A 24,646-nucleotide genomic window follows, 5' to 3' on the forward strand; every position below is an offset into this window, starting at 1 on the left:
CGGCAGCGGTGACGCTGACCATCGGAGTCGACGTCGGTGGCACGAAGGTGGCCGGCGGTGTCGTGGACGACACCGGCCAGGTGCTCGTGCAGACCCGACGGGACACTCCCGCCGATGACGTCGCCAAGACCCGCGACGTCATCATCGAGCTGGTCGCCGAGCTGGCCACCGGGCGGAGCATCGAGGCCGTCGGCATCGGCGCGGCCGGTTGGATCGACGCCGGCCGTTCGACAGTGCTCTTCGCCCCCAACCTGGCCTGGCGGGACGAACCGCTGCGCGAGTACGTCAGCGAGGCCGTCGGTCTGCCCGTGATCGTGGAGAACGACGGGAACGTCGCCGCGTGGGCCGAGTTCCGCTACGGCGCGGCCCGCGACGCCGACGACTCGATGATCATGTTCACCATCGGCACCGGTGTGGGCGGCGGCATCGTCCTCGGCGGCGATCTGATGCGCGGCGCGCACGGCATCGCCGCGGAGCTGGGCCACATGCTGGCCGTACCGGACGGGCACCAGTGCGGTTGCGGCCGGTTGGGCTGCATCGAGCAGTACGCCAGCGGCAGCGCCCTGGTCCGGTTCGCCCGGGCCGGCGCCCGGCAGGAGCCCAACCGGGCCACCGCCCTGCTGAAGCTGGCCGGCGGTGAGGCCGAGGCGATCACCGGCCCGATGGTGACCACCGCCGCCCAGGGCGGCGACCCGGTCTCCGCCGAGGCGTTCGCCCAGATCGGCCGGTGGCTGGGCACCAGCCTCGCCGACATGGCGCAGATCCTCGACCCGCAGACCCTCGTCGTCGGCGGCGGCGTGATCGACGCCGGCGACCTGCTGCTCGGGCCCACCCGCCGCTCGTACCTCGACGCGCTCGCCCAGCGCGGTCGCCTGCCGGTGGCCGAGGTGCTCCCGGCGGAGCTGGGCAACAGCGCCGGGGTGATCGGCGCGGCCGACCTGGCCCGCCGGATCTGAGGCGGGCCGGGATGGGCGTGCCGCTGCGCGTGGTGTCGTACAACATCCACAGCCAGCGCGACGACACCGCCGCGCTGGCGGCGGTGGTCCGGGCCGCGAAGCCGGACGTGGTGATCGTGCAGGAGGGGCCGCGCCGGTTCCGGTGGCGGCAGAAGTCCGCCACGTTGGCCGAGTCGTTCGGTCTGGTGGTGGCCGCCGGTGGGCTGCCCGCCCTGGGCAACCTGCTGCTGACCAGCCTGCGGGTGCAGGTGCGTGGCACCCGCTGCCAGCGCTTCCCGCTGACCCCCGGCCGGCACCTGCGCGGCGCCGCGTACGCCGACTGCCGGGTCGGCGACGCCCAGTTCACCGTCGCCGGCTCGCATCTGTCCACCGACCCGGCCGAGCGGCCCTCCCAGGCCGCCGAGTTCAAGCGTGGCCTGGACGCGGCGACCAGCCCGTTGCTGGCCGGCGCGGACCTCAACGAGGGCCCGGACGGGCCCGCCTGGGCCACCGTGTCGCGCGGGTTGACCGACGCCGCGGTGGCGGCCGACCGGGCCGAACGGCTCACCTACTCGTGCGCCGACCCGCGCCGACGCATCGACGCGCTCTTCGTCGACCCACGGATCACGGTGGTCGACTACGACGTGGTGGACACCCCGCAGACCCGGCGGGCCAGCGACCACTTCCCGGTCCTGGTCGACCTGCTCCTGCCCACCACCGGCTGACCTCCGAACCCGGCCCGCGCGTCGACGCGTGCGCTCCAGGACTGGACATCCGGCCCGGTTGTGGAGAGGATTTCGCGGCGACCGGCACGCCTGCCGTACCAAAAGGAGATGTCCCCGGTGTCCACCTCCACCGACCACGGCCGGCCCGACCCGGAGGCGACCTCGCCCGCGGCGAACAGCGACGGCCGCCCGGTCTCCGACCGGGGCGACACGGTCTGCGTCATCGGGGCCGGGGCCAGCGGGCTGACCGCCATCAAGAACCTGCGCGAGCACGGGTTCGGCGTGGACTGCTACGAGCGGGAGACGGGCGTCGGCGGCGCCTGGAACTGGCGGCACGACCGCAGCCCGGTGTACGCCAGCACCCACCTGATCTCGTCGAAGCCGTTCACCCAGTTCCCCGACTTCCCGATGCCGGACTCCTGGCCGGACTATCCGCACCACGGTCAGGTGCTGTCGTACTTCGAGCGGTACGCCGACCACTTCGACCTGCGCTCGCACATCTGGTTCGGTACCGAGGTGGTCCGGGTCCAGCCCGTCGAGGGGGATCGGTGGGACGTGACCACCCGCTCCACCGGCGGGTACGGCCCGGAGCGCACCGCCCGGTACGCCGCCGTGGTGATCGCCAACGGCCACAACTGGTCGCCGAAGCTGCCCCGCTACGAGGGCCTGGAACAGTTCCGTGGCGAGGTCATGCACGCCTCGTCCTACAAGGACCCGGCGCAGCTGCGCGGCAAGCGGGTGCTGGTGGTCGGCGCCGGCAACACCGGTTGCGACATCGCCGTCGAGGCCGCCCAGCAGGCGTCGCGCTGCTGGCACTCCACCCGGCGCGGCTACTGGTACGCGCCGAAGTACGTCCTCGGTCGCCCCGCCGACCAGGTCAACGACACCCTGTTGGCGCTGCGGGTGCCGCTGCGGGTACGGCAGTGGCTCTACCACTGGACGCTGCGGCTGACCGTCGGTGACCTGACCCGCTTCGGTCTGCCCAAGCCCGACCACCGGGTGTACGAGACACACCCGATCGCGAACAGTCAGCTCGTCTACTACGTGGGCCACGGCGGGATCGGCCCGGTGCCGGACGTCGCCCGGTTCCACCCGTACGCGGTGGAGCTGGCCGACGGCCGCGAGATCGACCCCGAGGTGGTCGTCTTCGCCACCGGTTACCTGCCGCGTTTCGAGTTCCTCGACGCGTCGGTGTTCGGTGACAGCGCGGGGGCGGGTCGGCCCACGTTGTGGCTCAACGCGTTCACCCCGGGGCATCCCACCCTGGCCGTCGCCGGGCTGCTGCAACCGGACTCCGGGCTGTTCACCCTGTCGCACTGGCAGACGGTGCTCTTCGCCCGGCTGCTGCGGGCCCGTCGGGACCGGCCGGAACGCGCCGCCGCGTTCGCGTCCCGGGTGCGGGAGCGGGCCGGGGAGCGGTACTCCGGGCCGGTCAAGGAGAGCAGCCGGCACTGGTTCGAGGTCGGGCACGCCGACTACCTGCGCGCCGTCCAGCGCGCCCTGGTCGAGCTGGAGGGCAAGTGAGCCACCAGCCGCATCGTCGCGAACGAAAGGCAGACCAGTGAGCGAGCTGCGGATCATGCGGGGCCGGGAGTGGTCGCGCCCGGTCCGGCCGGCCCGGCGGGAGGTGCTCAGCGCGATCCCCGAGCTGGAGGAGGGGCGTCCGCCGCTGCTCTTCGTTCCCGGGTTCGGGCACGGCGCGTGGGCGTTCGCCGAGCACTGGTTGGGTCACGCCGCGTCGCGGGGGTTCCCGGCGTACGCGGTGAGCCTGCGCGGGCACGGTGGCAGCGAGCCGGCGCCGGAGGCGACGCTGCGGGCGTACGCCCACGATGTGGTCCAGGTGGCGGCGAGCCTGCCGCGGCAGGCGGTGCTGGTGGGGCACGGCGCCGGGGCCCTGGTGGTGGCGCACGCGTTGGCCCGCTACCCGGCGCGGGGCGCGGTGCTGGTGGCGCCGGTCTTCGGCGGTTGGGGTCTGCTGGGCGCGGCGTTGCGCCGCAACCCCGCCGGGACGCTGCCGGCGGTGTTCGGCGGGCCGCTGCGGCTCAACCGGCGGCAGCTGTTCAGTAGCGAGTTGCCCGACGAGGAGGCCCGGCGCTACGTCGGACGCCTCGGTCGGGCGGGTCGGCGGGCGCAGTGGGCGCTGCTGGGCGCGCCGGAGGCGGAGCCGGCCGTGGGCGCGCCCCCGGTGCTGGTGCTGGGCAGCCCGGACGACCGGGTGGTGCCGGCATCGACGTTGACCCGGGTGGCCCGGCGGTACGGGTCGGCCCCGCTGCTCTTTCCCGGGATGGGCCACGACCTGATGGTGGACGTGCGGTGGGCGGAGCCGATCGACGCGATCCTGGACTGGTTGGAGAAGGAGCCCACGGCGCACTGAGCGGCCGGGCCGACAGTGCTCAGGTGCCGCCCTGGTGGACGGCCGGGCTGCCGGTCGGGGTGGCCGGCCGGGGCACCCGCGCGGTGCCGTCGGCGCCGGTGTCGGTGCTGGTCAGACGGCTGATCAGGGCGCCGCCCTCGTCGAGGGCGCGCAGGTAGGAGCGGGCCCAGGCCCGGATGTCGTGCTGGTGCAGGTGGGCGCGCATGGCGCGCATCCGCCCGGTGGTGTCGGCCGGGCTGGCCCGCAGCGCCGCCCGCAGGCCCTGCTTGAGCCCTTCCAGGTCGTGCGGGTTGACGAGGTACGCCTGGGACAGCTCGGCGGCGGTGCCGGCGAACTCGCTGAGCAGCAGGGCACCGGTGTCGTCGACCCGTGCGGCCACGTACTCCTTGGCGACCAGGTTCATTCCGTCGCGCAGCGGGGTCACCGCCATCACGTCGGCGACCCGGTAGAGCGCGGCCAGCTCGGCGCGGTCGAAGGGCTGGGTGAGGTAGTGGATCGCCGGCTCGCCGACCCGGCCGAACTCGCCGTTGATCCGGCCGACCTCGCGTTCGATGCGTTCGCGCAGGATCTGGTACTGGCCGACGCGTTCCCGGCTCGGCATGGCGACCTGCACGAGCACCGTGTCGCGGACCTTGACGTCGCCGCTGGCGAGCAACTCGCTGTACGCCTTGAGGCGCTGCTCGATGCCCTTGGTGTAGTCCATCCGGTCGACGCTGAGGATGACCTGCCGGGGATCGCCGAGGTCCTGTCGGAGCCGGTGGGCCCGCGCGGCCACGTCCGGGCGGTCGGCCAGCGCGGCCATCTCGGCGGTGTCGATGGAGACCGGGAACGCGCCGATGCGGACGACCCGGTCGTCGATGCCGATCCGCCGGTCGGTGGCGGGCAGTTCCAGCACCCGGGTCACCAGTTGGGCGAAGTTGTGCGCCGCCTGCACGCGCTGGAAGCCGACCAGGTCGGCCCCGAGCATGCCGCGCAGCAGTTCCGCCCTGCGGGGCAGTTGCATGAAAAGCTCCGGCGGCGGGAACGGCACGTGCAGGAAGAACCCGATGCGCAGGTCCGGGCGGAGCGCGCGCAGCTGACCGGGGACCAGTTGCAGGTGGTAATCCTGCACCCAGACCACCGCGCCCGGCTCGGCCACCTCCGCTGTCGCCTCGGCGAAGCGCTGGTTGACCCGCTGGTACGCCTCCCACCACCGGCGGTGGTGCTGCGGCTGCTCCACCGAGTCGTGGTAGAGCGGCCAGAGGGTGGCGTTGGCGAACCCCTCGTAGTGGTCGCGCAGGTCTTCCGGGCTGAGCGCGACGGTGTGCATCCGCACGCCGTCGACGTCCGGCAGGGAGGGGGCCGGCCCGGTGCCGCCGGCCCAACCGACCCAGGTCGCCGGGGTGTGTCGCAGGAGCGGGTGCAGTGCGCTGACCAGCCCGCCGGGGCTGCGCCGCCACTCGCAGGCGCCGTCGGGCGCCTGATTGTCGTCGATGGGGAGGCGGTTGGCGACCACCACGAGAGAACTCTGTCGCATCTCGGGCATTCCGATCAGCAGAGGACTGACCGCCGCGAGCAAGGGAAAACCGGTCAGTCAGCGGGGGAAGTGACGTACAGCGGTATTCCTACTGACAGTAAGTTACACCACTGTTACGCGACCGGCGGGGCGCTGCTGTCCCGGGATGCGGGCCGACGTCAGACGACGGCGCCGTTGTCCGGGTCGTCGTCGTCCTCGTCGCCGGGGCGCAGCCGCCAGACCAACGTGACGAAACCGGCCAGGATGCCGGTGAACCCGAACAGCGTGACCGCCGAGCGGTCGATCGGGAGCAGCCACGGGAAGAGGAACAGCACGAACCCGACGACCACCCCGAGCACGCCGATCACCGCGTACTTGCTGACCCGTGGCAGCGGCGGCGGTGGTGGCGGGTGGTAGCCCTCGTCGTCATCGTCGTCGGGCAGGTCGGCGCCGAAGGTGTCCAGCCCGTCGAGCAGCGAGGGCTCGTCCGGTCGGGTGCCGCGCCCCACGGAGATCCCGGAGATGTCGGTGGCGGACGGGAGCCGGCGAACGTCCGTGGCGGTCGGACCGGGCTCGTCGGTGCTGGAGCGGGTCAGCGACCCGGGGGTCGGCTCGTCCCGGGTGTCCCGTTCCTCCACGTCCTCGGAGGCAGGCCACGGGTGGTCACCGGGTGCGGAGGTGGTGTGGAAGCCCTCCACGATCCGCGCCCACTCGGCGTCGATGTCCGGTTCGTCGCGGGCCGGCGGCTGCTCCACGGCGGTCTCGTCGGCGAGCTGGGTCAGGTAGTCCCGTGCGGTGGTCAGGTGCGAGCGGTCGACGTAGAGCCGGTCGACCGGTCGGGCCGGCACGGTGGTGGTGCGGGTGACCGGGTTGAGGTCGGCGGAGGGCTGGAGGTAGGCGGCGATCCCACCGGCGGCCAGCACGTCGAGCAGGTGCTCACCGACGCGCGGATCGACGTCGCCGACGACGGCGTACTCGTTCGCGTCGAGCCCGTTGTCCCGCCGTCCCCGGCGGGCCCCACCCGCTGACACCCGGACATCCCCCTTAACGCGCCTTCCGGCGCGGCCACCGCTGCCCTTCGGCGCCCGTCCGCACGCCGTGCTCTGAATCGTGACACGTCAGGGCATGGTTCCGGGAGTGCGTTGTGTCGCGTCTTCCAAAGTCAGAGCCCCTGCCGCTGGTCACGGCGGGGGCTCTTTGTCCGTTCTTGCGCGACGAGTGCGATCTCGGTGATCGTTGTGAGCAGGGCGACGGGACGCCCGAGCGGCGCTCCGGTGGACCAGCCGACGATCGCGAGCGAAGGGGCACACATGGCCGATGGCGAGTACGAGGAGGTGGACATCCCACCCCGGCGGTTCCAGAGCTTCGCCGATCGCCACCACCTCGAATACCGGCAGACGGCACCCGGGATCACGCTGTATCTGGGCCTCGGCTCGACCCTGCTGGGGTTCCTGTTCGGCGTGGGCCCGGTGCAGCCCGGCGACCGTACCCTCGGCTTCCTGATGCTGGGCGGTGGCGCGGTGCTCCTGGTCGCCTCCCGGGTGCTGCACCGACGCATGCGTAGGCGGGACGAGGAACGGTACCGCGAATACCTACAGTGGAAGAAGGGGCAGGGCGAGGAGCCAACCGCGCCTTGAGGGGTTGGGATGGATCTGGGGCTGGGCATCACCCGCTGGCTGGCCGGTCCCGTCGCGAAGGTCGTCGACGCCGACGGCGAGACGCCCGAGGAGCGCCGCGCCGAGGTGATCGAGCACGCGAGCCTGCCGGGGGACGACCTGGACGACCTCTGCCTGCGGCATCTCACCCGGGCGGTGGCCTGGTTCGTTCTGTGCGGGGTGATGTTCACCCTCGGGGCGCTCGTCCTGGTCCCGGTGTCCGTCTTCGCCGACGAGCGGGTCAAAGACCTGGCGTTCGACATCGGCGAGTGGGTGATCTTCTTCCCCTTCTGGATGTTTGCCGTGCACGCGGCGAAGATGCTGCTGGTCTGGTACCTGCCCGAGCGCTGGTGGGACCCGCGGAGCCTGCTGTGGCGCGCGGCGATGCTGGCCCGGTCGCCCGATTACCTGCTCGCGGCCCTGCTGACCGCAGCCAATGCGCTCGGTTGGTGAGCGTGGGCGAAAGTCGATGCGTCGGCTGCGGGTTTCGTCCGTTGTGGTGAGAGCGCTCGCTTCGTAGGCTCGGCGGCGACGACGGCTGGCGCTGTCGCGGGCACACCACGGAAAGGACGCCGGTGCTCTACTGGCTGCTGAAGTACGTCATCCTCGGTCCGCTGCTCAAGCTGATCTTCCGCCCGCAGGTCGAGGGCCTGCACAACGTGCCGGCGACCGGCCCGGTGATCCTGGCGAGCAACCACCTTTCCTTCTCCGACTCGATCTTCACACCGCTGATCACCGCCCGGAAGGTCACCTTCGTCGCCAAGGCCGAATACTTCACTGGCAAGGGCATCAAGGGCTGGCTGACCAAGATGTTCTTCGTCGGCACCGGCACGATCCCGGTGGACCGCTCCGGCGGCCGTGCCGCGCGCGCCGCCCTGGACACCCAGTTGCAGGTGCTGCGGGCCGGGGGAGTGGCCGGCATCTACCCCGAGGGCACCCGCTCCCCGGACGGGCGGCTCTACCGGGGCAAGACCGGGGTGGCCCGGCTCGCCCTGGAGAGCGGCGCGGTGGTGGTGCCGGTGGCGATGCTCAACGCCGACGAGATCCAGCCGCCGGGCAAGCTCATCCCCAAGATCGACCGGGTGCGGATCCGCTTCGGGACGCCACTGGACTTCTCCCGCTACGCCGGGCTGGCCGGCGACCGGTTCGTCGAGCGCGCGGTCACCGACGAGATCATGTACGAGTTGATGGAGCTCTCCGGCCGGGAGTACGTCGACATCTACGCCCAGAAGCTCAAGGAGCCCGTCCCGGCGCCGCTGGCTGCCTAGCCACCGCCGCTGCGCGCCCGTCGATGGTCAGGGCAGCCGGAGCAGGTGGGGGGCGCGGTGGCGGGTGGCGAAGTCGTGCAGACGGGCCCGGGTCGCCGCGGCGGCGGGCGGGTCGGTCTCGGCCAGCGGGCCGATCGCCAGCGCCAGCGTGATGACCTCGTCGGTCACGTCGGTCATCCGGGCGTAGCTGGCCGCCGCCGACCGCAGCAGGCTCGCCGCGGTCGGGGCGTCCCCGGCGTGCCGGGCCAGTGTGGCGTCGGCGACCTGACCGGCGGCGTGCGCCCACGGGGTCATCCGGGGCGCCCGGTCGAGCAGTTGCCGGACCAGCCGGGCCGCGTCCGCGCCGAGCACCCCGGCGACGTGCCCGACCGTCGGCACCCACTCCGCGAACGGAATCATCCGGGTCCGCCGCCAGTCCTCGTCCAGCTCGGTGAGCAGCGCCATCGCCTCGTCGCGGCGGCCCTGCACCGCCCGGCACAACGCGGCGTGCGCCAGGGTGGAGCGCAGCACCCGGTGGAATCCGCTGCGCCGCGCCGCCACCAGCGCCTGCTCGACCAGGTCCCCGCCCGGTCCGTCCGGCCCCGCGGCCTCGTCCTGCTCGGCTCCGGCCAGCCCGCGCATCCAACCCGAGACCGCCACGATGTGCAGATCCCACTCCGCGGTCGGTCGTCGGGTCGACTCCGCGGCCATCGCCAGCGCCGCCGTCCAGTCACCCGCGTAGTACGACCGCGCCCACTGGTCGGCGAAGCTGGTGGCCAGGCTGTGCTCGCCGCCCAGGTCGAGGGTGAGCTGCTCGTCGACCAACCGGGCCGAACCGGCCAGGTCACCCTCCTCCTGCAACGCCCAGGCCAGGTTCTGCACCGCCCGCCGTCGACTGGTCAGCCGCTCCACCCGGCAGTGCTCGGTCACGTCCGCCAGCTCCGGGAACGCCGCGGCGGAGCCGGCCAGGTAGCGCGCCACGGCCAGGGTGATCCGGGCGTTGGCCTGGACCTCGCGCAGCTCGAGCCGCTCGGCGAGGGCCGCTGCCGCCCGCGCCGCCGCGCACGCCGGCTCGGTCTCCGCGTTCAGCATGTGCACCCGGGCCAGCTCCAGCAGGGCGCCCGCCTTCTCCTGACTGTCCGGCAGGTCGCTGTAGATGCCGATCGCCTGGTCCAGGCAGTGCAACGTCGCCGAACGGTCGGCCCGGCTCCACGCGGCGGTGGCCAGCAGCGTCCAGGCGCGCGCCGCCCCCGTCCGGTCGCCGCCGGCGGTGAGCCGCTCGGCCAGCCGGCTGAGGGTGTCCGTGCCCCCCGCCACCAGGAAGGCGTCCCCGTCCCGATAGAACGCCAGTTCCGCGTCGAACAGCTCCAACGCCGGGTCCGGCCCGACGTCGAGGGCCAGCGCGCGGCTGACCAGCGCGGCGGCGGTGTCCAGTGCGTGCAGCTCGTACGCCCGGCGGGCGGCCCGGTGCAGCGCGGCCCGAGCCGGCGGGGCGTAGGGGGCGGTGTCCAGCCCGACGGTCCGGGCGATCTCGTGTGCCGCCCAGCGATGGTGGGCCAGCACCTCGGCCAGGTCGTACTGCCGGCCGTCGGTGAGCTGCGCCATCCAGTCGGCGGTGCGTTGGTGACGCAGCACCCGTTCGGCCCGGGGCAGCCGCTGGTAGCAGACGTCGCGCACCAGGATGTGCCGGAACCGGTACTCGGGCTGACCGGGCATCGTCGACGTGCTCTGCTCGTACACCAGGTCGCGTCGTTGCAGGCGGTCCAGCGCACGCTCGACCCACTCCACCGGCCGCCCCAGCGCCATCGCCACCGGCGCGGCCCAGAACACCACGCCGACCACGGCGGCGGCCTGGAGCACCGCCCGGTCGGCCGGGTCCAGCAGGTCGAGCCGGTTCGCGATGACCGCCTGCACGGTGCGGGGCATCTCCGGGCCGCCGTCGAGGTCGGGTCGGGTGGCCGAGTCGACGCCGTCGAGCAGGCCACCGTCCAGCAGCATCCGGGCGTACTCCTGGGCGTAGAGCGGGTTGCCGTCGGCGAACTCGATCAGCGGGGTACGCGAGGTGGAGGGCAGCGTCGACTGCCCGAGGAGCAGCGAGTAGAGCGTGTCGATGTCGGTGTCGTGCATCGGCGGCACCGAGATGGACATCGCGCCACTGATCGTGCCGGTCCAGGCCGGGTGGCGTTCCCGCAGCTCCGGGCGGGCGGTCGCGACGACCAGCAGCGGTACGCCGCGCGCCGTCGCGCCGAGTTGCTCGACGAAGGCGAGCATCGCCTGGTCCGCCCAGTGCATGTCCTCGAAGGCCAGCACGGTCGGGCCGGTGGCGGCCAGGGCGAGCAGGAAGCGCCGCCAGGCCGCCTCGGTCTCGCCGGGGGTGAGCCGCTCGCCGGGTACGCCGATCAGCGGCCCGAGCGCCTCGGCCAGCCGGGTCGCGTGCGGGTCGGCGAGCTGCGCCAGCCGGGCACGCAGCCGCTCGCGCAGCGCGGCCGGGTCGTCGACCTCCGGCACGCCCACCCAGGCCTTCACGATGTCCGACAGCGCGGCCCAGGTGACGTTCTCGCCGAACGGCGGGCACTGCCCGACGAGCCAGGTGACCGGCGGGCCGGGCATGCTGCCGGCGTTGCGGGCCAGCTCGCGCAGCAGCCGGCTCTTGCCCACACCGGCCGGGCCGAACACCGTCACCAACTGGGAGGTCCGCTCGGTCACCATCCGGTGCAGCGCGTTGACCAGCAGGCCGCGCTCGTGGTCCCGGTCCACCATCGGGGTCAGCTCGGCGCCGCGCGGGTCCCGGTGCGGTCGGACCTGGACGGCCAGCCAGATGCGGCTCACCGCGGACCGGCCACGCAGGGTGACCGGTGGCTGGTCGGCGTACTCCATCTCGTGTCGGGTGGCCGACCAGGTGCTCTCGTCGACGACGACACCGCCCGGTGGGGCGAACCCCTGCAGCCGGGAGGCCGTGTTGACCACGTCTCCGGTGACGAACGCCTGCCCACCGTCGCGGGTGGCGGAGAGGTCGACCAGGGCCTCGCCGGTCGCGATGCCGACCCGGAAGCCCAGCGGCGGCTGCGGACCGGCGGGCTGACGGGCCAGGCTCCGCTGCAGCTCCAGGCCGGCGCGGACACACCGCAACGCGTCGTTGTCGGTGGCCACCGGCGCGCCGAACAACGCCATCGCCGCGTCACCGATGTACTTCTCGACCACCCCGCCGTACTGGTGCACGATCCGGCGCACGGTGGCGAAGTAGGTCTGCTGCAGACTGCGGGCCTGCTCCGGGTCGGCCTGTTCCGCGTACCTGGTGAAGTCCACGATGTCGACAAACAGGACGCTGACCTGACGCCGGTCCTCCTGCACCACGACGACGTGGTCGCGCAGCGGCTGACCGCAGCTGGTGCAGAAGTTGACCTCGGTGCTGTTGGCGTGCCCGCAGTGCGCACAGTTGACGCCGAGCGGCTGGCCACAGCCGCCGCAGAAGCGGTCGTCTGGCCCGGCCGCGCGGGCGCAGTGTCCACACTTGAGGTCGATGTTCAGCTCCGTGGGCGAGAGGGGCCAGTATCGCGGCTGACCCGCCAGTCGGGTAACCGACGGGTGGACGGGCAACGTCGTCGATCGGCCGGGGTTAGTGTTCCGTACCAGGAAGTTTCATGTCAGGGAGAGTGCCGTGCAAGTACGATTGTCCGCCTCGTGGACCGATCCGGGTGGCACGCAGTGGGCCCCGGGCGACACGATCGACGTCGATGCCGTCACTCTCGCCGAACTGGAGGAGCAGGGCATGGTGGAAGAGCCTGAGGGTCAGTCGGGCGGGTCGGGGGAGACCACGACCACCTCGTCGAGCACGTCCACGGCTGGTAAGCCGACCGATCCGAAGAAGATCGGTCCGGGGCCGGGTGCGCCGCCGGCCGACAGCACGGAGAACTGATCGCCCGGGTGCGGTCGGTGGGCCCCCGGTCCGCCGGCCGCACCTGTCGTGCGGCCGGTGCCGGCCGACGGTCAGCGGTCGTTCATGCCGGCGCGCCGACGCAGCGCGGCCACGTCGGTCACCACGATCCGACGACCCTCGGTACGCAGCCAGCCACGACTCGCGAACGAGCCGATCGCCTGGTTGACGCTCTGCCGGGAACCGCCGGCCATCTCGGCCAGCTGGCTCTGATTGAGCTCGATCGTGATCATCGGTGCCTGGCTCTCGCCGGCCAGCCGGACCAGCGTCTTCGCCACCCGACCGGGCAGGTCGAGGAAGACGTGGTCGGCGTTCTGCTCGGTGAGCCGGCGGATCAACCCGCCCAGTGAGCGCATCACCGCGTCCAGGATGCGGGGGTTGGAGTGCACCAGCTCCATGAACGCGCCCCGCGAGAGCGCGAGTGCCGCGCAGTCCTCGATGGCCTCCGCCGAGGCGGACCGGGTGGACGCGTCGAGCAGGGAGACTTCGCCGAGCACATCCGGCGGACGGATAACCGACAGCACGGCCCGCTCGCCGGTGGGTGCGGTCCGAAACACGGCCACCGCGCCACGGCGCAGCACTATCAGTGACTCGCCGGGGTCGTTCTCCACGAAGAGCAGTTGGCCCTTGCGATAGGTACGTGGAACAGCGGCGGCGATGACGCGCTGCCGCACCTCGGGCTCCAGCCCGGCGAACATCTCAACACCCGTGAGCGCGTCACCCGGCTCTGGCAGGCGAACCTCCACGGCCCAACCCCTCCCCCGGTCATGGACCACAACTCGCTCACCGGGCGAACCTGATGGGCCCCGACAAGGTGAACTGACACCGATTCGGCGTCCGGTAGCGGTACACATCAGATCATGACGGTCCGGTCGCTTGCTGTACACCCCTCGAAGCACTTCCGTGACCGTCACGAGCTGCGACGCGCCGTTCACACGGTGTCGCCGCAGTCAGGGGTGGGCCCCGCCGGGCGCGGTGGAGCGGCGGTGGGCGAAGATGCCCGGAATGGTCTACCGCTACTTCTACGACTGCGAGTTCATCGAGGACGGCACGACGGTCGACCTCGTCTCGATCGGTGTCGTCGACGAGTACGGCCGCGAGTTCTACGCGGTCTCCACCGAGTTCGACGACTCCCGCGCCGTGCCCTGGGTCCGCCGCAACGTGCTGGACAAGCTGCCCTCCCCGGCGGACCGGGCCTGGCGCTCGCGCGAGCGCATCCGCGACGACCTGTACGACTTCCTCATCGAGCCGATCCGGGACCGGCCGGGGGAGCAGCTGGAGTTGTGGGCCTGGTTCGCCGCGTACGACCACGTGGTGCTCGCCCAGCTCTGGGGTGCGATGCCGGCGCTGCCCCGGGAGATCCCCCGTTACACCAAGGAACTGCGGCAGCTCTGGGACGACCGGGGTAGGCCACCCCTGCCGGACGCGGACGCGGCCCGGCACGATGCGCTGGTCGATGCCCGGCACAATCTGGCCCGCTGGCGGGCGATGACCGCCCGCTGAGGGTGGCCGCGCGCCGTAGGTTTGACCGGTTCTGTCCCGGGCAACGGTTCGACCAGCCGAGCCGAGGGAGATTGCCATGAGCGACCAGCCGACCAGCGCCGCGGAGGCGCGCGCCCGGGTCACCGGCCTGGCCCGTGCCGCGCGGATCTGCATGCTGACCACCACCGCTCTGGACGGGCGGCTGGTGAGCCGGCCGATGGGGCTCCAGGAGGCCGAGTTCGACGGTGAGTTGTGGTTCTTCGCCTCCGCCGACTCCGCCAAGGTCCGGCAGATCCGGGTGAACCCGGAGGTCAACATCGCCTTCTCCGACCAGAGGCGCAACGCCTGGGTGTCGATCTCCGGCACCGCCACCGAGGGGTTCGACCGGGCCCGCGCCGAGCAGCTGTGGAACCCGCTGCTCAAGGCGTGGTTCCCCGACGGGCTGGACACCCCCGGGCTGACGTTGATCAAGGTGCACGCCAGCTCCGCCGAGTACTGGGACTCGCCGAGCAGCACCGTGGTGAACCTGCTCGGCTACGCGAAGGCCGCGGTCACCGGCCGGCCACCGGAGCTCGGCGAGAACCACGAGGTGACCTACTGACCGGGCGGGTGGCCGGGGCGCGCTGTCGTCGTACCGGCAGGCCGACTACAGTGCGCAGTGACGGCCCGCCCCGGGCCGGCAACGGCGCCGATGGTCTGACCTGACACATACCCTGGGGCAAATCGGGCTTTACCTGATGCTCCAGGAGGATGAGCGGATCATGCGTATCGGCGTGCTCACCGGCGGCGGCGACTGCCCCGGTCTCAACGCGGTCATCCGGGCGGTGGTCCGCAAGGGCGTCGCCACTTACGGTCACGAGTTCGTGGGCTTCCGGGACGGCTGGAAGGGCCCGCTGGAGGGTCTGTCCCGGCCGCTGGACATCGCCGACGTCCGCGGCATCCTGCCCCGCGGCGGCACCATCCTCGGCTCGTCCCGTACCAACCCGTTCAAAATCGAGAACGGCGTCGAGCGGATCAAGGACAACCTCGCCGCCCAGGGCGTGGACGCGCTGATCGCGATCGGCGGCGAGGACACCCTCGGCGTGGCCACCAAGCTCTACGAGCTGGGCGTGCACGTCGTCGGCGTGCCGAAGACGATCGACAACGACCTCGGCGCCACCGACTACACCTTCGGCTTCGACACCGCTGTCAACATCGCGATGGAGGCCATCGACCGGCTGCACACCACCGCGGAGAGCCACCACCGCACCCTGGTCGTCGAGGTGATGGGCCGCCACGCCGGCTGGATCGCCCTGCACGCCGGCCTGGCCGGCGGCGCCAACGTGATCCTGCTGCCCGAGCGTCAGTTCGACGTCGACCAGGTGGCCGGCTACGTCGAGAAGCGCTTCCAGCACCAGTACGCCCCGATCGTCGTGGTCGCCGAGGGCGCCCAGCCGCTGGACGGCCAGATGGTGCTCGCCAACCAGGAGCTCGACTCCTTCGGCCACGTCCGCCTCGGCGGCATCGGCCAGTGGCTCGCCGAGCAGCTGGAGGCCAAGACCGGCAAGGAGGCCCGCACCGTGGTGCTGGGTCACATCCAGCGCGGTGGCACCCCGACCGCCTTCGACCGGGTGCTCGCCACCCGCCTGGGCCTGCAGGCCATCGACGCCGTCAACGACGGCGACTGGGGCAAGATGGTCGCGATGCAGAGCACCGACATCGTCCGGGTGCCGCTGGCCGACGCGACCCGCGAGCTGAAGACCGTGCCGCTGGAGCGGTACGCCGAGGCCGAGGTCTTCTTCGGCAGCTGATCGATCGTCGACGGCGTGGTGGGCCCGCGGGTCCGCCACGCCGCGACCCGACGCGAGGAGGTACGGCCGACATGTCCGCCGGAGTGCACACGGTCGCGGTGATCGGCGCGGGCAAGATCGGTGAGCTGATGCTCTCCGGGCTGCTGCGCTCGGGATGGCCGGTGGACCGACTGCTGGCCACCGCCCGCCGGCCCGCCCGGGCCGAGGAGTTGACAGCCCGTTACGGCGTACGGGTGGTCGACAACCTGACCGCCGTGGACGAGGCGGCGGTGCTCGCGATCTCGGTGAAGCCCCAGGACGCCGCCGCGTTGCTCGACGAGATCGGCCCCAAGGTGCCGGCCGACAAGCTCGTCATCTCGCTCTGCGCCGGCTTGCCCACCAGCTTCTTCAGCCGCCGGCTGCCCGACGGCACCCCGGTGGTGCGGGTGATGACCAACACCCCGGCGCTTGTCGACGAGGCGATGACCGCGATCTCCGCCGGCGCGTACGCCACCGGGGCGCACCTGACGTTGGCCGAGGAGATGTTCAAGCCGCTCGGCCAGACGATCCGGGTGCCCGAGTCGCAGCAGGACGCGGTCACCGCGCTCTCCGGCTCCGGCCCGGCCTACTTCTACCTGCTGGTCGAAGCCATGATCGACGCGGGAATCCTGCTCGGGCTGCCCCGCCAGGTGGCGCACGAGTTGATCGTGCAGACCGCGATCGGGTCGGCGGTGATGCTGCGCGACTCCGGTGAGCACCCGGTCAAGCTGCGCGAGGCGGTCACCTCGCCGGCCGGCACCACCATCTCCGCGATCCGCGAGCTGGAGAAGCACGGCGTCCGCGCGGCGCTGCTCGCCGCGTTGGAAGCCGCCCGGGATCGGGCGCGCGAGCTCGCGGCACAGGCCGACTGACCGTCCGGACGCGTCACGCCCAAGGGTTGCGGGCACGTCGCGGGGCCGTGCGTGCCGCATACTGGCCGGGTGTTCACACTTGCCCAGGCCCGGCACCTGGTGGCCACTCTGCAACCCCGCGTCAACGAGTTGATCCGGGTGCGGGCTGACCTGGCCGAGCTGCGCGCCGACCTGGCCGACCACGGCGTGAGCGCGCTCGGCGGGCTGGCCGAGGTGAAGGCGCTGGAGGCCCGGCTGCACGCCGTCGTCGACGAGCTGCACCAGCACGACATCCAGGTCAAGGGCATCGCCCCGGTGCTGCTCGACTTCCCCGGCGAGCGGGCCGGCCGGGCCGTGCTCTGGTGCTGGTTGGAGGGCGACTCCGACGTGCGCTGGTACCACCGGGCCGAGTGCGGCTTCGCCGGCCGCCGCCCGCTCTGACGCCCCCGGCCCGGCGCCGGGCGCCCGCGCGGCCTGCCGTGCTGATCCGCGCCGAGGCGGAGCGAGGCCGCCGGGTTGAAGGCTTGATCCACTCGGGATCCTGAAAGTCGCGGCATCCGGGCGCGCCGGACACCGCGACTTCCTTGAACCCGAGTTGATCACGCGGTGGGCCGGGACTTCGCGGCGCGGGCCCATGCCGGCCGGGTGCGCGGCTCAACCCGCCGCCGACGTCGGCAGGACCGGGCCTGCGGCCTCGGTCACCGCGAACACCACCACGTTGTCGACGTAGTGGCCCCGCTGCCGGTCGAAGTCACCCCCGCAGGTGACCAGGCGCAGCTCCGCCCCGGGCGTCGGCCCGTAGACCACTGCCGTCGGAAACTGGTCCTTGCGGGTCCGCAACGACCCGGTCACCCGGAACGGCAACCGCTGCCCGCCGCGCCACACCTCCACCAGGTCGCCGGGCCGTAACTCACCGAGCCGGGCGAAGACCGCCGGCCCGCGCCGTGAGTCCAGATGCCCGGCGAGTACAGCCGGGCCGGTGTCGCCGGGGGCCGGGCCACCGCCGTACCAGCCGGCGGTGTCGAAGTCGGTCGGCGGGATCAGCGCGCCCACGCCATCCAGGCCCAGCACCGTGAGCGGTGAGTCGACACCGATGCGCGGTACGCGTACCCGCGTGGGTGGACCGTGTGGCGTGGGCGCGGCGGCCACCGACGGGCAGTCGTCGCCGCAGCCGGGGTGCCAGGTCGCGACCGGCGGCGGTGGGTCGGTGGTGGCCAGCCCGACCCCGGTGCTCGCGGCGAGGCAGACCGCCGCGCCGGCCGCGACCAGCGCGGCCAGCGGCACCCGACGGTCACGGTGCCGGCGGATCGACGGGCCCGGCCCGGCGCTCACCAGGTGCTGCGCCGCCGACGCCAGAGCAGCAACGCGACCACCCCGGCCGCCGCGGCCAGGCCGCCGGCCACCAGGGGGTACGCGTCGAGCCCGGTGCGGGCGGTGCCCCCGGCGCCGGTGTCCACCCCACCGGCCGGGACGACGGTGCCGCCCTCGGCGTCGCGGCGCAGCTCGGCGGTGAGCCCGCCCTGCTTCGCGTCGAGCACCAGCAGCGAGTAAACAGCGCCGCCGGTGAGCCGCACCTCGGCGTCGGTGCTCGGACCACCGGCACCGGTCAGCTTCAGCCGCCACCTGCCCGGCTCGACCTGCTGGTAGTCGGTGGTGGTGGCGAACTGCACCCCGTCGGCGATCTTCGGGCCGTCGGAGGCGGCCACGTCGAGGATCGGGGTCCGCACCGACGCCTGCACGACCCGCACCTTGGCACGCCCGTCGCTGGGGGCGCTGAGGTCGTCGTTGAGCACCCGCAGGCCGAGGTCGGCGTGCCGCCCCACACCGGCCACCGTGAACGCGTCGCCACTGGTCACCGCGACCTCGGTGGTCAGCACCGGGGGATCGCTGGCGGGAGCGCCGGCCTCGCGCATCGCCACCGCGTACCGGCCCGGCGCGAGTTCGAGGTAGTCGGAGACCACGCCGTAGCCGACCCCCGGGAAGACCCGCGGCTTCGCGGTGCCCGGCGCGGCCAGGTAGACGTCGACGGCCGGGGTGTCGGGGGAGAGGTGGGCGAGCCGGACGTATCCGACGGTGTCCGCGCCCGTCGCGGCGACGGCCGGAACACCGACGCCGGTGGCAGCGAGCGCGGTGCCGAGCAGGAGCACGCCGGTGCCGGCCAGCAGTCGGCGGGGGACGGTACGGGGCATGTGCATGTCGCCTCCGGGGGCACGTTCGGTGAGCGGTTGGCAACCCAGAGAACAGGGTCCCGTGAACGGGACTGCGGCGCAAGTTGCCCCAGCGGGTGTTTCTTGGTGCCGTCCCGGCTGTGCTGTCTCCTGCTGTCGGCGGACGACGCCCGCTACCGGACGGCGAGGAAGCCGAACAGGTCGGGCACGCCACTCGGTCCGGTCTCGACCACGGCAGGGCCGACGGCTGCGGCTGCGCTCGATTATTCTCGGTCGATGCGGGATCGCCGGGTGGCGCTGGCGTGGGCGGCCTTCGTCGTCGTCGCGCTGGTGTCCTGTGTGCTCGTTCTACGCCGTCCGGATCGCCTCTCCGACCTGCACATCTACTACGGCGCGCTGGCCGACCTGCACGCCGGTCGGCCGCTGTACGGCTTCGTGGCGGCCAACGGCGGTCCGTTCACCTATCCGCCGTTCGCCGCCCTCGTGCTGCTGCCGATCACCGCCGTGCCGGAGGGCGTCCTGCAGGGGATCTGGCTGGTGGCGACGTGCGCGGCGGTCGTCGCCATCGCCGGGACGGTCGGTGTCGCGCTGACCACCCGGCAGTCCCGGCGACCGCTCGTGGTGGCGGTGGCGGCCACGGTGCTGATGCTCTCCGCACCGGTGCAGAGCAATCTGCGCTTCGGCCAGGTCAGCATCTTCATCGTGCTGATGGCCCTGCTCGACGGGGTGGGCCTGGTCCCGCCCCGGCTGCGCGGGGTGCTGGTCGGGGTCGCCTCGGCGATCAAGCTGACCCCGTTGCTGTTCGTCGTCTACTTCCTCGCCACCGGCCGCTACCGCGACGCGGGCCGCGCCGTGGCGACATTCCTGGCCTGCGCGGGGCTCGCCGGGATCGTGCTGCCCGGCGAGAGCTGGACGTACTGGACCGAGGCCGTCCGGCAGACCTCACGGATCGGCAACCTGGCGTCACTGGGTAACCAGTCCGTGCACGGCATGCTGCTGCGCGTCGGCGTGGACGAGGCGGCGTTGCCAGTGCTCTGGGCCACCCTGGTGGCGTTCGTCTGCGTGGCGGCCCTGCTGCGGGCGCGACAGTTGACGCGACAGGGCCGCTGCGGGCACGCGGCAGTGCTGGTCGGCTGCGCCACCGTCGCCGCGTCCCCGGTGTCCTGGACCCACCACCAGGTGTGGCCGGTGCTCGCGGCGATGCTGCTGATCGGCGCGTCCGGCGTCACCCAGCGGGCGGCCGGGGGAGCGCTGCTGGCCGCCATGGTCGTCTCGTTGGGCGCGGTGCTCAGCCCGGTGTCGACGCGGCCGGGGGTGCAGTTCCTCTTCGAGAACGCCCGCGCGATCGGGGTGCTCCTGCTGTGCCTGGTCGGCTTCGGTGGCGTCGCGGTCGCCGCCGCCCGCACGCACCGGCGACCGGCGGGCCGACGGGGCTGGTTGCGGATGGGCGTGACGGCCACCGTGGCTGTCGCGTTCTTCGCCGTACAACCGTTGCCCGCCGGTGCCGACCCGACCTTCAAGGCGTACGCCCTCGACGACGTCGTCAACCCGCGATACTTCTTCGTCTGCCGGGGCCCGGTCGAGTGCGCCGCCTACGGCACGGACGCGCCGGTCACCTTCGGCACCCGGGCCGAGAGGACCAAGGTGCGGGTCAACGGGGTGGTCTCCCCGCAGGTGACCAGGCTGGAGTACTTCTCCGCCCCGGGTGGGCCGCCCCGGGTCATTCCGCTGCTCGACGCGTACCCGGGGAGCCGGACGTTCTCGTTCCGCTCGGCCAGCATGGCGCAGGGCCGGCTCGTCGCGTACGCCGCGGACGGGCGGCCGATCGCCAGCTACGACGACGAACTCGCCGCCGCCCTCCGCGCGAGGACCGGGTAGGCGGTCGCGGGAGGGCGGCGGCGGTTGGTCAGCGGGTGGCGGCGGCCAGGGCGGCGCGCAGCGTCGCGGCGTCGCCGGTGGCCGGGTGCTCCCAGTCGGTCGGGCTGGCGGAGTAGAGCGTGCCGTACGCCGGGGTGTCCGGCTGGTAGCGCCACCCCTCGGCCAGCGGGCCGACGTCGACCGCGTCGTAGCCGATCCGGTCCAGGAAGGCGGTCACCTCGGCCTTCGCGTCGGCGTCGTCACCGGCGATCGCGAGGGCGCTGCGGTCGGCCGCACCGGACGGGCGGGAGAGCGCGGCCAGGCCCTTGAAGTAGATGTTGTTGAAGACCTTGACCACCCGCGACTGCGGCAGGTGCCGCTGGAGCAGTTCACTGCTGGTGATCTCGCCGGAGTCCAGCTCCGGGAAGGCCCCGTCGCGCTGCGGGTAGTAGTTGTTGGTGTCGATGACGACCTTGCCGGCCAGCGGCTCCACGGGCACCGCGCGGTACGCCTTCAGCGGCACGCTGACCACCACCAGGTCACCCACCTGTGCCGCGTCCTGCGTGGTGCCGGCGCTGGCGTGCCCGCCCAGGGTCTCGACCAGGTCGGTGAGGGTCTCCGGGCCCCGCGAGTTGCTCAGCACCACGTCGTAGCCGGCGTCGACGGCCAGCCGGGCCACGGTGCCGCCGATGTTGCCACTGCCGATCAGTCCCACAGTTGTCATGCTCGTTCCCAACTCCGTCCACCCGCGACACATTCCCGACCATCTTGGTGGGTTATTCCGGTCAGCCGGCGGGCGGCTGCTCACGGACTCGCTCACCCGGCGGGGGCTGCTCGCGACAGCGACTCCCCGGCGGGTGCCTGGTGGCGCCGCACCCGTCCCGCACAACGTACTGCTCACGCTGGTCGCCGACCGGCTCTCCGGTGACGTGCCACTCTCCGGTGGCCAGCGGTGCGTGCCGGCCGTCGTGCGGTGCAGTCCGCCCGCCCCGGCCCACAAGATCGTGCTCGATCCGGGATGTAGTGGCGTCCGGAAGTCGGGAGGCCACTACATCCATGTTCGAGCGTGATCAGAGCGGCGCCCTGGGGCGTCAGGAGGTGGGGAGGGTCTTCTCGATGGCGGTGCGCAGCTCGTCCGAGCCGGGCTCGACGGTGGGGGCGAAGCGGGCGGCGACCGAGCCGTCCGGGGCCACCAGGAACTTCTCGAAGTTCCACCGCACGTCACCGGTGTGCCCGTCGGCGTCCGGGGTGTCCACGAAGGCGGCGTAGAGCGGGTGCCGGTCGGGGCCGTTGACGTCGACCTTCTCGGTCAGCGGGAAGGTGACCCCGTAGTTGACCTGGCAGAAGTCGCTGATCTCGGCGGCGCTGCCCGGCTCCTGCCCGGCGAACTGGTTGCACGGCACGCCGAGCACGACCAGGCCCCGGTCGGCGTAGGAGTCGGCGAGCTTCTGGAGGCCGGCGTACTGCGGGGTGAGGCCGCACCGGGAGGCCACGTTGACGACCAGCAACGTCTTGCCGCGGTAGCGGGCCAGGTCGGCGGGGCCGCCGTTGAGGGCGTCGATCGGGATGTCGAAGACGGTCATGGACCGAGGCTACTCGCGGGTCCGGCGTCGGCCGGGTGTGGGCGCAGCGTGTGTACTCCGTGCACCAGGAGAAATCGAAACATGCACATCTTGACGAACTGATGACGGCGTGAGTACCGTCTCACCATCTCTTTTGGAAAGTTTCCTAACAGTTCGGGAGACGCCGCATGAAAAGATCGCTCCGCCGAGCCCTCTGGGCCGGTGCCGTGGTCGCCGTGACCGTCGCAGCGGTGCCGGTGACCACCGCGTTCGGCGCCGGCACGGTCACCACCACCTTCACCAAGGCGCAGGACTGGGGGACCGGTCACGAGACGAAGGTGACCGTCACCAACGGGTCCAGCGCCACCGTCGCCACCTGGCGCATCGAGTTCGACCTGCCGTCGGGCACCACCATCAGCAGCGCGTGGGACGCCGACGTCACCAGCAGCGGCAACCACTACGTCGCGGTCAAGAAGAGCTGGGCCGGCGGCCTCGCCCCCGGCGCCTCGTTCAGTTGGGGCTACAACGGCAGCGGCGCCTACAGGGCACCGCTGAACTGCACCATCAACGGTGCCGCGTGCGGCGGCGGAACGACCCCGCCCACCACGACCCCGCCGACCACCACCCCACCGACCACGACGCCGCCCACCACCCCGCCGCCGACCACGCCGCCGCCGAACACCGGTGGCAAGAAGGTCGTCGGCTACTTCGCCGAGTGGGGCGTGTATGGCCGCAACTACCACGTCAAGAACATCCAGACCAGCGGCTCGGCCGCCAAGCTGACCCACATCCTGTACGCCTTCGGCAACACCACCGGCGGTCGCTGCTCGATCGGTGACAGCTACGCCGACTACGAGAAGGCGTACACGGCGGCGGACAGCGTCGACGGCGTCGCCGACACCTGGGACCAGCCGCTGCGGGGCAGCTTCAACCAGCTGCGCAAGCTCAAGCAACTGAACCCGCACCTGAAGGTGATCTGGTCGTTCGGTGGCTGGACCTGGTCCGGCGGCTTCACGCAGGCCGCGCAGAACCCGGCCGCCTTCGCCGAGAGCTGCTACAACCTGGTCGAGGACCCGCGCTGGGCGGACGTCTTCGACGGCATCGACGTCGACTGGGAGTACCCCAACGCCTGCGGTCTGACCTGCGACAGCAGCGGCCCGAACGCCTTCAAGAACGTGATCAGCGCGCTGCGGTCGAAGTTCGGCTCCAACGCCCTGGTCACCGCCGCCATCACCGCGGACGGCAGCAACGGCGGCAAGATCGACGCCACCGACTACGCCGGCGCCATCGGCAACCTCAACTGGCTGATGCCGATGACGTACGACTACTTCGGGGCGTTCAACGCCCAGGGGCCGACGGCGCCGCACTCGCCGCTGACCTCGTACACCGGCATCCCGCAGCAGGGCTTCAACTCCGACGCGGCGATCCAGAAGCTCAAGAGCAAGGGCGTCCCGGCCAGCAAGCTGCTGCTCGGCATCGGCTTCTACGGGCGGGGCTGGACCGGTGTCACCCAGGCGGCGCCGGGCGGCAGCGCCACCGGCGCGGCACCGGGCACCTACGAGGCGGGCATCGAGGACTACAAGGTCCTCAAGAACACCTGCCCGGCCACCGGCACGGTCGCCGGCACCGCGTACGCCAAGTGCGGCAGCAACTGGTGGAGCTACGACACCCCGTCGACCATCAACGGCAAGATGACGTACGCGAACAACCAGGGCCTCGGTGGCGCGTTCTTCTGGGAACTCTCCGGTGACACGAGCAACGGCGAGCTCATCGGCGCCATCAAGGGCGGTCTCGGCTGAGCCGAAGGCCGGCGCACCACCCACACGGCGGGAAGGGACCCGCACCGTCCCTTCCCGCCCGTGACACAGCGGCCCGGTCGGCGCCCAGCGTCGACCGGGCCGCCACCGTTGGGTTCGATCAGCTGGATGTGGCAGACTCGCGGCTCGGCACGTCTCGATCTCGGCGTCGACGGAGGTGATCATGCGCTCGACCCACCGCAGGCTGGCGGCGACCGCCGCCGGGCTGATGCTGCTGCCGGTCGCCCTGGTCGGCTGCGGGATCGGCGGCGGGGACGAGGACGAGTCCGCCGCCAAGCCTGCCCGAGCGCCCGCCGAGGAGGCCGCCACCCGCTCCCGCGAGCGCGTGCAGGCGTACCTCGACGCGATGGCGGCCAAGGACGTCGCCGCCGGCCGCAGCCAGCTCTGCGCGCTGCTGCACGACGGCTTCGACCTGGGCGCCACCGGCCCCAACGGTGACTTCGCCGACCACTTCCAGGTGCCCGAGGCGGCCATCACCGACATCCGGTCCGGCCCGCTCGGGCAGGAGGTCAGCGTCTCGGTCTCGGTCACCGCCGGTAAGCGCACCGTCGTCCGGCCGTTGGTGTTCACCGTCACCCGCGACGGAAGCGACTGGTGCATCGCCGGTGAGGCACCGGGTGCCCCGGCCGACAGCGCGCCGCCGGCGAAGGTCGCCCCTACCCCCGCGTCCTGACCAGCGCCCGGCGAATTGATCTCCCATCTGCCGGAACCGTCCCCCTCGCCGCCCCGGCACCGC

Annotated in this window: 24 protein-coding genes; 16 read left to right on the forward strand and 8 right to left on the reverse strand. The window is 72.4% G+C overall.

What is annotated here, in order from left to right; all coding sequences use genetic code 11:
• The first annotated feature begins 8 nt into the window (after nt 1–8).
• From QCZ28_RS20315 to QCZ28_RS20330, 4 genes are all read left to right on the forward strand, one after another.
• Nucleotides 9–956, forward strand: a complete 948-nt coding sequence (locus QCZ28_RS20315) for an ROK family glucokinase (RefSeq protein WP_279518135.1) — start codon at nt 9–11, stop codon at nt 954–956.
• Nucleotides 953–1,660 (forward strand): endonuclease/exonuclease/phosphatase family protein, encoded by a 708-nt coding sequence (locus tag QCZ28_RS20320; protein ID WP_279518207.1) that lies wholly within the window; start codon nt 953–955, stop codon nt 1,658–1,660. Before QCZ28_RS20315 ends, QCZ28_RS20320 begins: the two co-directional genes overlap by 4 nt.
• Nucleotides 1,661–1,777: 117 nt before the next feature.
• Nucleotides 1,778–3,184, forward strand: coding sequence for an NAD(P)-binding domain-containing protein (locus tag QCZ28_RS20325; RefSeq protein ID WP_279518136.1), 1,407 nt, complete (start codon nt 1,778–1,780; stop codon nt 3,182–3,184).
• A gap of 55 nt (nt 3,185–3,239) precedes the next feature.
• The gene (locus QCZ28_RS20330; protein ID WP_279518208.1) at nt 3,240–4,034 is read left to right on the forward strand and encodes an alpha/beta fold hydrolase; all 795 of its coding nucleotides are present in this window, start codon (nt 3,240–3,242) and stop codon (nt 4,032–4,034) included.
• Nucleotides 4,035–4,053: 19 nt separating this feature from the next.
• On the opposite strand, the gene QCZ28_RS20335 is transcribed toward QCZ28_RS20330, so the two are convergent.
• Nucleotides 4,054–5,550: a trehalose-6-phosphate synthase gene (locus QCZ28_RS20335; protein WP_279518137.1), complete on the reverse strand. Its 1,497-nt coding sequence runs from the start codon at nt 5,548–5,550 to the stop codon at nt 4,054–4,056.
• 158 nt (nt 5,551–5,708) lie between these two features.
• Entirely contained in the window at nt 5,709–6,560 is an 852-nt protein-coding gene (locus QCZ28_RS20340) for a DUF308 domain-containing protein (RefSeq protein ID WP_279518138.1), read from the reverse strand.
• Between the two features lie 279 nt (nt 6,561–6,839).
• On the opposite strand from QCZ28_RS20340, the gene QCZ28_RS20345 reads away from it, so the two are divergent.
• The 3 genes from QCZ28_RS20345 to QCZ28_RS20355 all read left to right on the forward strand — a co-directional run bounded on the left by QCZ28_RS20345 (nt 6,840) and on the right by QCZ28_RS20355 (nt 8,452).
• Nucleotides 6,840–7,166 (forward strand): hypothetical protein, encoded by a 327-nt coding sequence (locus QCZ28_RS20345; protein ID WP_279518139.1) that lies wholly within the window; start codon nt 6,840–6,842, stop codon nt 7,164–7,166.
• Nucleotides 7,167–7,175: 9 nt separating this feature from the next.
• Nucleotides 7,176–7,637, forward strand: coding sequence for a hypothetical protein (locus tag QCZ28_RS20350; RefSeq protein ID WP_279518140.1), 462 nt, complete (start codon nt 7,176–7,178; stop codon nt 7,635–7,637).
• Between the two features lie 122 nt (nt 7,638–7,759).
• Entirely contained in the window at nt 7,760–8,452 is a 693-nt protein-coding gene (locus QCZ28_RS20355; protein ID WP_279518141.1) for a lysophospholipid acyltransferase family protein, read from the forward strand.
• A gap of 27 nt (nt 8,453–8,479) precedes the next feature.
• Here the strand turns inward: QCZ28_RS20355 and QCZ28_RS20360 are convergent, their stop codons facing one another.
• On the reverse strand, nt 8,480–12,028 hold the full coding sequence (locus tag QCZ28_RS20360; protein WP_279518142.1) for an adenylate/guanylate cyclase domain-containing protein: 3,549 nt from the start codon (nt 12,026–12,028) through the stop codon (nt 8,480–8,482).
• Nucleotides 12,029–12,089: 61 nt separating this feature from the next.
• Here QCZ28_RS20360 and QCZ28_RS20365 point away from each other — a divergent pair, with 61 nt between their 5' ends.
• Nucleotides 12,090–12,347 (forward strand): hypothetical protein, encoded by a 258-nt coding sequence (locus QCZ28_RS20365; RefSeq protein WP_081884176.1) that lies wholly within the window; start codon nt 12,090–12,092, stop codon nt 12,345–12,347.
• Between the two features lie 71 nt (nt 12,348–12,418).
• Here QCZ28_RS20365 and QCZ28_RS20370 read toward each other — a convergent pair whose 3' ends face one another.
• Nucleotides 12,419–13,111 carry a Crp/Fnr family transcriptional regulator gene (locus tag QCZ28_RS20370; RefSeq protein WP_030337710.1) on the reverse strand — a complete coding sequence of 231 codons (693 nt, stop codon included), beginning with the start codon at nt 13,109–13,111 and terminating at the stop codon, nt 12,419–12,421.
• A 259-nt stretch (nt 13,112–13,370) separates the two neighbouring features.
• Here QCZ28_RS20370 and QCZ28_RS20375 point away from each other — a divergent pair, with 259 nt between their 5' ends.
• From QCZ28_RS20375 to QCZ28_RS20395, 5 genes are all read left to right on the forward strand, one after another.
• A complete protein-coding gene (locus QCZ28_RS20375; RefSeq protein ID WP_030337709.1) occupies nt 13,371–13,868 on the forward strand; it encodes a polyadenylate-specific 3'-exoribonuclease AS in 498 nt (165 codons plus the stop codon).
• 76 nt (nt 13,869–13,944) lie between these two features.
• Entirely contained in the window at nt 13,945–14,448 is a 504-nt protein-coding gene (locus tag QCZ28_RS20380) for a pyridoxamine 5'-phosphate oxidase family protein (RefSeq protein WP_279518143.1), read from the forward strand.
• Nucleotides 14,449–14,608: 160 nt separating this feature from the next.
• The gene (locus tag QCZ28_RS20385) at nt 14,609–15,637 is read left to right on the forward strand and encodes a 6-phosphofructokinase (protein WP_210866831.1); all 1,029 of its coding nucleotides are present in this window, start codon (nt 14,609–14,611) and stop codon (nt 15,635–15,637) included.
• Between the two features lie 71 nt (nt 15,638–15,708).
• Nucleotides 15,709–16,527, forward strand: coding sequence for a pyrroline-5-carboxylate reductase (gene proC / locus QCZ28_RS20390; protein ID WP_030337752.1), 819 nt, complete (start codon nt 15,709–15,711; stop codon nt 16,525–16,527).
• Nucleotides 16,528–16,596: 69 nt separating this feature from the next.
• Nucleotides 16,597–16,947 (forward strand): DUF2203 domain-containing protein, encoded by a 351-nt coding sequence (locus QCZ28_RS20395; RefSeq protein WP_279518144.1) that lies wholly within the window; start codon nt 16,597–16,599, stop codon nt 16,945–16,947.
• Nucleotides 16,948–17,160: 213 nt separating this feature from the next.
• On the opposite strand, the gene QCZ28_RS20400 is transcribed toward QCZ28_RS20395, so the two are convergent.
• On the reverse strand, nt 17,161–17,838 hold the full coding sequence (locus tag QCZ28_RS20400) for a class F sortase (protein ID WP_279518145.1): 678 nt from the start codon (nt 17,836–17,838) through the stop codon (nt 17,161–17,163).
• Entirely contained in the window at nt 17,835–18,701 is an 867-nt protein-coding gene (locus QCZ28_RS20405; protein WP_279518146.1) for a DUF4397 domain-containing protein, read from the reverse strand. The genes QCZ28_RS20400 and QCZ28_RS20405 overlap by 4 nt, the downstream gene beginning before the upstream one ends.
• 249 nt (nt 18,702–18,950) lie before the next feature.
• Between QCZ28_RS20405 and QCZ28_RS20410 the strand changes: the two genes are divergently transcribed.
• Nucleotides 18,951–20,552, forward strand: coding sequence for a glycosyltransferase 87 family protein (locus QCZ28_RS20410; protein WP_279518147.1), 1,602 nt, complete (start codon nt 18,951–18,953; stop codon nt 20,550–20,552).
• A 28-nt stretch (nt 20,553–20,580) separates the two neighbouring features.
• Here the strand turns inward: QCZ28_RS20410 and QCZ28_RS20415 are convergent, their stop codons facing one another.
• Nucleotides 20,581–21,255: an NADPH-dependent F420 reductase gene (locus tag QCZ28_RS20415; RefSeq protein WP_279518148.1), complete on the reverse strand. Its 675-nt coding sequence runs from the start codon at nt 21,253–21,255 to the stop codon at nt 20,581–20,583.
• Nucleotides 21,256–21,622: 367 nt separating this feature from the next.
• Nucleotides 21,623–22,114 (reverse strand): glutathione peroxidase, encoded by a 492-nt coding sequence (locus QCZ28_RS20420; protein WP_279518149.1) that lies wholly within the window; start codon nt 22,112–22,114, stop codon nt 21,623–21,625.
• Nucleotides 22,115–22,281: 167 nt separating this feature from the next.
• On the opposite strand from QCZ28_RS20420, the gene QCZ28_RS20425 reads away from it, so the two are divergent.
• A complete protein-coding gene (locus QCZ28_RS20425; RefSeq protein ID WP_279518150.1) occupies nt 22,282–23,892 on the forward strand; it encodes a glycosyl hydrolase family 18 protein in 1,611 nt (536 codons plus the stop codon).
• A gap of 181 nt (nt 23,893–24,073) precedes the next feature.
• Nucleotides 24,074–24,583, forward strand: coding sequence for a nuclear transport factor 2 family protein (locus tag QCZ28_RS20430; RefSeq protein WP_279518151.1), 510 nt, complete (start codon nt 24,074–24,076; stop codon nt 24,581–24,583).
• Nucleotides 24,584–24,646: the final 63 nt, after the last annotated feature.

It is taken from the genome of Micromonospora sp. DH14 (assembly GCF_029809455.1).
GTDB lineage: Bacteria > Actinomycetota > Actinomycetes > Mycobacteriales > Micromonosporaceae > Micromonospora > Micromonospora parva.